Annotated in this window: 1 protein-coding gene; it reads left to right on the forward strand. The window is 66.2% G+C overall.

The window, feature by feature from the left end:
- Positions 1 to 1444, forward strand: a 1444-nt coding sequence (gene ltrA / locus ACWDA7_RS52795; protein ID WP_450615343.1) for a group II intron reverse transcriptase/maturase, incomplete at its 5' end; no start/stop codon positions are given.
- Between the last annotated feature and the right edge of the window lie 76 nt (positions 1445 to 1520).

Raw genomic sequence — 1520 nt, forward strand, 5'->3', positions numbered from 1 at the left:
ACCTGTCAAGCGGGTGTTCATACCGAAGGCGAACGGGCGTCAAAGGCCGCTCGGGATTCCCGTGATCTTGGACCGGTGTCTTCAGGCCCTGGTTCTCGGTGCACTTGAACCCGAGTGGGAAGCACGGTTCGAGCCGCGATCCTACGGATTTCGGCCCGGCCGTGGCTGTCACGACGCGATCCAGGCCATCTTCCAGGCAGCGAAGGGCAAGGACCCCAAGCGGCAGTGGGTGCTGGATGCCGACCTGACGGCGGCGTTCGACCGAATCAATCATGATCGGCTTCTGGCCCTGCTCGGGCAGTTCCCCGCCCGGGGTCTGATTGAGCAGTGGCTCAAGGCCGGGGTGGTCGACCAGGGAAGACTCGCCCCGACGGTGGAGGGGACCCCGCAAGGCGGGATCGTTTCACCGTTGTTGATGAACGTGGCCCTTCATGGGCTGGAGGAGGCGGCTGGGGTCCGCTATCGGCAGACCGGTGCTCATGCCGGTGAGACCGAGGCGGGCGCGCCGATTTTGATCAGGTACGCCGACGATCTCGTGGCTCTCTGTCACAGCCGTGAGGAGGCCGAACAGGTCAAGGCTCGGCTCGCCGCGTGGCTGGCGCCCGGGGGCCTGGTCTTCAACGAGGACAAGACGCGCATAGCGCACCTTGATGACGGCTACGACTTCCTGGGGTTTAACGTCCGCCGTTATCGCGGCACGCTGCTGATCAAGCCGAGCAGGACTGCCCTGCAACGGATTCGGGACCGGCTCTCCGCCGAGGTGATGAACCTGAGAGGGGTCAACGCCGCAGCGGTGATCGCCAAACTCAACCCGATCATCCGGGGCTGGGCCGCCTACTACCGGGGCGTGGTGTCCAGCGAGGCGTTCGCCTCCCTGGACTTCCACATGTGGAAGCTCACCTACAAGTGGGCCAAGCACAGCCACCCGAAGAAGTCGAAGCACTGGGTGGCGTCCCGATATTTCGGTCGGTTCAACCGGTCCAGACAGGACCGGTGGGTGTTCGGTGACCGGGAGACCGGGGCCTATCTCACCAAGTTCGCCTGGACCAAGATTGTCCGGCACCAGATGGTTCCAGGCCGGGCGTCGGTCGACGACCCGGCCCTGGCCGAGTACTGGGCTGCACGACGGAGCAAGAGGAAACCCCCGCTGAGCGTGACCGGGCTGCGACTGCTGCAGAAGCAGCACGGCCGCTGTCCGCTCTGCGACGGGCTCCTCCTGCACGCCGACCGTGAACCGCAGAGCCCATCGGAATGGGAGCAGTGGCTCAAGGTGACCCGACAGGCGGTCCGCAAGAACGCGATCACCGCCGAGCCGGGCCGCAGCACACCGGACAGCGCCGCCCATCTCCGCCTGATCCACACCCACTGCCACCGCTGGCGCGGTGCCAGCACCGGCGGTCGGACAGCACTGCAACCTGCCAGCAGCCCTCCAGGGCCTGCTTGAGCCGTGTGCTCGGACGACGGGCACGCACGGTTCTGAGGGGGCGGGAGCACAGCAATGTGCTCCCGCTACCCGACCT

It is taken from the genome of Streptomyces sp. NPDC001156, assembly GCF_053598275.1.